Below are 6,856 nucleotides of genomic sequence, written 5' to 3'. Positions count from 1 at the left end.
AATTCGTCTCTTAACCGTAGGAACTACGGGGATAGCCTAATGAATTAGAAACCGTTAGGTTTCTGTACTTAGGAATCTCCCACTTCAAACAGTCCGCGAGGATGTTAAGTGGTGAGTAGTTCAAACAAGCAAAAACTATGCCAATGTTATTTTAGTGAATAAAGAAACGTTCTTTATCCATACTGTAGTATAAAATATACACAACTAATTCAACAATGCATAAACAATTTGACAATGTACAAATTATTTGTCACAATCCCCTCCCCTTTGTCCTCGGCTACCTTTAAACTTCCTAACAGTAGATAGTTACCAGTTCCAACTGCTGATTTACAATAAAGTTTAATTTTTAAAAATTCTATTCCTATACAACCATTACTATCATCTTCCATGCAATGTCCGTAAAACTCTCAAACTGGAGATCGATAAATATCCATTCCCTCGCTCGAAAACGTTTAAACGCAAAAACATACTGTAGAGAAAAATTTCTCTACAGTATGAGAACAAATCATATATAAGCTAAAATACCATTTCTAATTTCATCATTAACTCTTATACATGAATGATTTATAAATTAGGTAATTAAAAACAATCCAGTAATTCCAACTTTTATTTAATTAACATACAAAAAGGATTGCTAATTACTTGCAGCCCTTTTTGTACGTTACTATTCACTTATATTTAGTACTCTATTTAAACCTAACTATTATTTTATGCGCCTAAACAAATTATCCGTTTAATTTCCTTTTGGTTTATAACCTTCAGCTTTTAACGTTTTATTTGTGCTACTTCGTTTTTTTGGAAAGAATCCAGTAATTAATAACGCTATTATCCATGCCATTATGAGCATTATATTTATTCTATTGCTTACACTTAAGCTTAAAGTACTCCACATGTAGGTGCGACAAAACAAGTACAGAGCAATACTAAAAAGTAGAAGCGTTCTAACTCCAACTCTGATGTAAGGCATTTTCTCGTGCATCAAAATGAAAGTTCTTTTCCCCTTGTTCAATCTAATTACAAATAGTAGCAAGTATATACCAAGTGTTCCCCCAATAACAACGGATATAATAATGTTGATTTTTCTTTGCTCTTCGAAGGAGAAGTAACTTTCAGGGAACTTCCCAGTCTCGTGTTTTATCCATTCATGGTAAATATCCTGTCTTAAGTCTTTACCATTTTCACCATTTGTGAGAATGACCAATCCATCCTTTGTATTCGGAATGTAGCCATAAAAGGAATGCCACCCTCGGTTATCGCCAGAATGATACATCATTTTCCACTGATTCGATAACTGACTCTCAAATATACCTAAACCAGTCTCGTCTAATACCGGCTTTTGCATTTCCTCCACACGTTCACTTTTGATGACACCATACCCCTTACCTTTATTAACATTGGTGTCCATGCTTGCAAGTATGAAAGTCATCATATCCATAGCATTTGTTTTGAGACCTGCAGCAGCCTGTTCTGTATATTGATAATTCGGAATTTCCTGTCCAAAGTATCCATACGCCTTCGAAAGACTAGAGTTCTCCGGGATTTGTCGGAATGAGCTAGATTTCATCCCTAATGGTTTCAAAATTTGTTCCTCCATATAACGGTCAAAGGGTATCCCAGTCACCTCTTCAATAACAAGCTGTAAAATCGTATAGCCAATCCCAGAGTATATCGCTTCTGAACCAGGCTTCTTAATTATTTCAACCGGATCATTATGCCACCCTTTCCCAGACAGTGACTCTTCAATAGAATCAAGCGGTTCCCCAGGTACCACTCCTAAATACCCTTTATGTGTGGGTAATCCTGCCGTATGGCTTAGTAATCTTCTTATCGTGACTTCATTATTATCGAACTTCGAATTTGGTAATTTCCATTTGTTTAAATACTTGTCAACCGGATCATCTAATGATAAAAGTCCTTCGTCTGCAAGATGTAAAACTCCCCAAGCAGTAAGACTTTTGGACACCGAACCCGCCTGAAATAAAGTATTATCATTCACTTCTTTTCTCTTCTTTTTATCTGCATAACCATAATTAAGTGTATAAGCAATACGCCCATTATGTACAACTCCTATTGCAACCCCCGGTACATCATAGTTTTCCAGCCATTTAGGTACTTGTTCATCCATCTTTTTCTTAAAGTTTTCTATGCTCCTATTAGCCAATATGTTCGATTCTGCCCTTGCCACTTTCGTAGAAGTCAATTCACCCATAATGAATATGAAAATAAATATGCATACAACATTTTTAAGAAAACTAGAAGTTCTTTTACTTTTCTTCATCCATCCTACTCCTTTTTTCAGAATTTTCTATCCGTTAATCAGGTTATCTTATTCAAACATCCAGTTCTATCGATTTATATTACATAACCTTACAAATTTGTAATAAACATCAACATCACTAATCACTTTCCATCATCAGTAGTGTAACAAGAAGCATAAGATGGCCGTTTTGGTCAACTTATGCTTCTAATATGCATACAACAAAAAAACAACTAGCCCCTCGTAAGAGGTACTAGTTGACGTGAAATTCGTTATCAGAAGTTATGCTTCCAATCTTTTTTCTAAAAAATGTTGGCGGAATCCTTTTGGGTGATCCTCAATGAGACCAAATTCTTTATAGCCATGTTTTTTGTAAAATTCAGGAGCTTGGAAGCTGAAAGTATCAAGTATAATAAGTCTACATTTCTTCTCTTTTGCAACCTCTTCCATTTTATGTAGTAACTTAGTTCCGTATCCTTTATGGCGCAATTGATTATCTACCCATAGATAATCAATATGCATGTGACGCCAAAAGATGGTTCCTGTTATACCACCTATTATGTTCCCTTCTTCGTCTCTTACCACAAGGCTTACATTCTCAGAAGGAGATTTTACTTCATCTGGTAGTTGTGAAGTATTATATTCTATAACCTTCTGTCTAATGTAATTACTATCTTCTTGGTTCCATTGTCGGATTATTTGCATGAAAATTCCCCACCCTTTCTGATTTTTACTTTAAACGTCATATCATGCTAAATTAACTTGGTTGTCTAATTATATAGATTCGCATAGAGAAGTCTTATTTCCTATGTATATCCTATACATGCTTGGTTAACATAACACATCATTATCAGAAGTTCTCCTCACCAATAATTCCCGACTTATCAACATTCTGTGAAACATCCTCTTCACCTACGTATGTAGTTTCTTATTCATCTCATTATATTAGTGGTTAAAAGCAAGCATTGTCTTTATTTCCTTTACTCCATATGTATAAAATTTCGCATAAACTAACGGCCAGCTTATGGGTTAATAATTAACTCACGGCCAATTTATGCTTCCAATTCCGTTGAATAATTAGATTATCACCTACAAAAATAAGTGTTTTCTGGCCAACTTATGCTTCCAACTGCGGCCAACTTATAGGTAAAATGACAAGTAGATAGTAGTACTTATTTTTGCGGAGCATTATGACCATTAAAAATAGAAGCCAGTCTCAATAAAGAGAACTGACTTCTATTTAGGTAACCATAATTATCATAGAACTTTTACTTTAACAGTTTGTCTTCCCCAATTCATGGCCTTACTTTTTGAACCTACTAAAACATCAATACGATTACCTTTAATGGCACTACCGGTATCACCAGCGATTGCTTCACCATAATTTTCTACCCATACTTTTGATCCTAACAGTTACGTGCTTTTTGGCTACGCCAAACCGAAATTCATCTCCCACCTATCGTTGGGCTACGCCCTGCGCACGCTTGAGGAAGGAGAATTCTTTCTGGTAATCCGTTAAATTCATTTTCTTTTGTTAGAATTTCGTAAATACGGTTTGTAAATCTTTTCACCAGAATCGTTTCCGTACTCTCTATTGATTCACTGCTTTTGCTACAAGGGCAGCATATGCTTCTGCACCTGCTTTCGTTAAATGTACGCCATCTGGTTCAAAGTATGCCTGATTTCCGGCACTTGCTGCATACCAATCGACTAACACCACATTTTTGTAAGCTGATGCTGCTTCTTTTAACTTCTCATTCACCAACGATTCCCACGGACGTGGTACTCTCGTATTAATTAATATAATTTTACGTTCATCCCCAATCACTTTTATTAATGATGCTAATTGCTCCTTAGTAAAGGCTCCATTTGTACCTAATCCAATAATGACATGATTTCCTAAATTCCCCTCATTCTTTAGCTGTTCCACAGTAGGGATTGCTTTGGACATTTGCCGCCCTATTTCCGCATCAATCCTAATATTAGGAAAAGCATCTTTTAAATACGGAGCAATATCAATCATGATTGAATCTCCTACAGCTGTAACTGTTAGAGGGTCTTTAGGCTGTGCGGGAATCACTTCTTTTTGTTCTTCTTTATTTTGAGGTGGTTCATTAGCTGGATTATCCCAAACTGCAACGGGATGTTTAGCCTGCTCTTCTTGCACCACTTCCACCTTATCTTTTGGAGGATTCTCCTTTGCTTTACTAGCTGTTGTTAATCCAAAAGTAGCTATTGAAGAAATAAATACTGCACATATTAAAGCTAACTTACCACTTACAGTTAAGTTTCTTATTTTCAAGTTCTTAATCCGAATATTCTTCAATGCGCCTTTTCGTATTGGATTTTCAATAAACTTCCACGAAATTTGTGCAATAACTATAATTAAGAGAAATTGAAGAATTGCTCTTGTAATCGAAAACTCTCCAGCATTTACTTTCGGAGTCGTCAATGTAATAATCGGATAATGCCAAAGATATATTCCATATGATCGCACGCCCATCCAACGCAGTGGTCTAAATCTCAAAAATAGTGCGATTCTGCTAGCCGGATGCGCAAGGTTAGCGACTAACAAGGCTGTAGCAATTGATAAAAGGACCATTCCCCCACGGTATAGAAACGGCTCATATTGATTCGTCTTCCAAAACATAATGAGAATGATACTAAGAGCAACTCCCCCAATAACATCAAGAATAAGACGTGCTTGCGGAATAATTTTATTCGCAAGTCTACTGCTTGGCCAAATTAAAGCAAGTGCCGCTCCAATTAATAAAGAAAAAGCCCGTGTATCAGTACCGTAATAAATTCTACTTGGGTCAGAGCCTGGTTCATATAGGATTGCCATTGCTAAAGCAGATGCAATTGCTCCTAGACAAATAAATAAGATCACGCTTGATTGTTTTTTTATGTAATAAAATCCTAAACTAATGACGAACGGCCAAACCACATAAAATTGTTCCTCAACAGCTAACGACCAAAAATGATTTAGCAGAGAAGGCTGACCAAAGCTATCAAAATAAGATAATTTATGATAAATATACCACCAGTTACTAACATAAAATAACGCCGCTAATGAATCTCCACGCATTTTTTCAAGTAAAGAGCTATGAAAAATCGTAATCCATGCCAACGTTATAACGAGCATAACAAACATTGCTGGAAGCAATCTCCTTGCCCTACTAAGCCAGAATTTCTTCAAATCAATTCTCTTATTTCTCTTCCACTCCATCGCTAGAATATCTGTAATTAAATAACCTGAGAGTACAAAAAATACAGTAACCCCTAAAAATCCTCCAGGCATCCAATTAAAATTAATATGATACAAAATAACACCTAGTATAGCTAGGCCCCTTAGGCCGTCTAATCCAACCATATAACGACTATTTTTTTTAAAAGGTTTAGTCACCTACAATCACCTCTATTTCTTGGAAATTAGGTAAATAATAGCGGTATAAAATGATATTAATTTCCTAAAATCGTATAAGCTAAACTATTACAAACATCATTTGGGAAGGCTCTCTTTTTTATAATTACATGCACAGTAACTAACACTTTATCACTTTATCACTTTATATGGTAGGTAAATTTTCTCAATTCACACTGAATAGTCCCTTATAAGCCCCTTACAAGTAATAAATTATTACAAAAACAAAAAAACGAGCTGAATTCCCCATAAATAACTGTAGAGATATAAAATTTTCGTTTTTGGGATATTTCAAAATTTTAGCTTGCTGGGCATGTAGCGGTACCCCCTAATGAATTTTTTACTTTCTTAGTGCCTCAGCAGGCTCAGTATTAATAAGCTGATAACTTGCTGTTATGCTGATCACGATAACAATAATCGCTGTTACTAAAATGGAAAGAAACATTTGAAGTATCGTGATAACTAAACCAAGATCAAAAGCAATACTGACAAAATATGTGCAACTAATTAGAACAGCATTAAAAACAGACGCCATTCTCGATAACAATACATTTTCACTGAGTATCATTCTTCGTATTGCGCCTTGTAGTATTCCAATTCTTCTTCCATACTATCGAACTTCGTACGAGGACGACCTTTTAAGAGGTTTTTTAAGCCGTTATTACCACCATTTTTTGCCCCCGCAAGTCTGAAATATCACCTGTTTTTTGATATTTCCGGACCCAATTCATTAACTGTGTTCTACTTCTAAGCTTATATTTCTTCGCTATAGCTGATTGGCTATCCTCACCATTTAAATAACTTTTTACAACTTGTATCTTTAATTTATCTGAATAAGTTTGAAATTTATCCCATTTTTTAACCATAATAAAATCCCCTCCAAGTAAAAGTGTAACATCCATGTGTATTCATGGTCTTTTTACACTGTCTACCTTAAGGGGATAATATCAGGTCCTGCTGTCCCATTAAAAAATGTTTTAGACTATAGAAAAAAGTATTAGACTGTTAAAAAATAGTTGTAGACTAAAAAGGTGTCTTCTATACGTGAAAACACCTTTTGTTAACATAGATTCCGTTATCAGAAGTTTATCGTTTTCTGACAGAAGACTCCTTCCTCAAAAATGTGAAGGTGTGAAACACCAATTTTAGGTGGGAGATGAATGTCAGTAGGCGTA

Annotated in this window: 5 protein-coding genes and 1 pseudogene; all 6 read right to left on the bottom strand. The window is 35.3% G+C overall.

The window, feature by feature from the left end; genetic code table 11:
- Positions 1-733: 733 nt before the first annotated feature.
- The 6 genes and pseudogenes from MR065_RS26590 to MR065_RS26565 all read right to left on the bottom strand — a co-directional run bounded on the left by MR065_RS26590 (position 734) and on the right by MR065_RS26565 (position 6,547).
- Positions 734-2,278: a serine hydrolase domain-containing protein gene (locus tag MR065_RS26590; protein WP_242215686.1), complete on the bottom strand. Its 1,545-nt coding sequence runs from the start codon at positions 2,276-2,278 to the stop codon at positions 734-736.
- A 261-nt stretch (positions 2,279-2,539) separates the two neighbouring features.
- Positions 2,540-2,962 (bottom strand): GNAT family N-acetyltransferase, encoded by a 423-nt coding sequence (locus tag MR065_RS26585; protein WP_242215685.1) that lies wholly within the window; start codon positions 2,960-2,962, stop codon positions 2,540-2,542.
- Between the two features lie 552 nt (positions 2,963-3,514).
- Positions 3,515-3,667: pseudogene (locus tag MR065_RS26580) on the bottom strand (3D domain-containing protein); the annotation flags it as partial.
- A gap of 181 nt (positions 3,668-3,848) precedes the next feature.
- A complete protein-coding gene (locus tag MR065_RS26575; RefSeq protein WP_242215684.1) occupies positions 3,849-5,663 on the bottom strand; it encodes an acyltransferase family protein in 1,815 nt (604 codons plus the stop codon).
- Positions 5,664-6,021: 358 nt separating this feature from the next.
- Positions 6,022-6,249 carry a hypothetical protein gene (locus tag MR065_RS26570; protein ID WP_242215683.1) on the bottom strand — a complete coding sequence of 76 codons (228 nt, stop codon included), beginning with the start codon at positions 6,247-6,249 and terminating at the stop codon, positions 6,022-6,024.
- An 82-nt stretch (positions 6,250-6,331) separates the two neighbouring features.
- Positions 6,332-6,547 (bottom strand): transposase, encoded by a 216-nt coding sequence (locus MR065_RS26565; RefSeq protein ID WP_242215682.1) that lies wholly within the window; start codon positions 6,545-6,547, stop codon positions 6,332-6,334.
- Positions 6,548-6,856: the final 309 nt, after the last annotated feature.

The sequence above is a fragment of the Bacillus cereus group sp. BfR-BA-01383 genome, assembly GCF_022663495.1.
Classification (GTDB): Bacteria; Bacillota; Bacilli; order Bacillales; family Bacillaceae_G; genus Bacillus_A; species Bacillus_A cereus_AU.
This window is presented reverse-complemented; position numbering and strand designations above follow the sequence as displayed.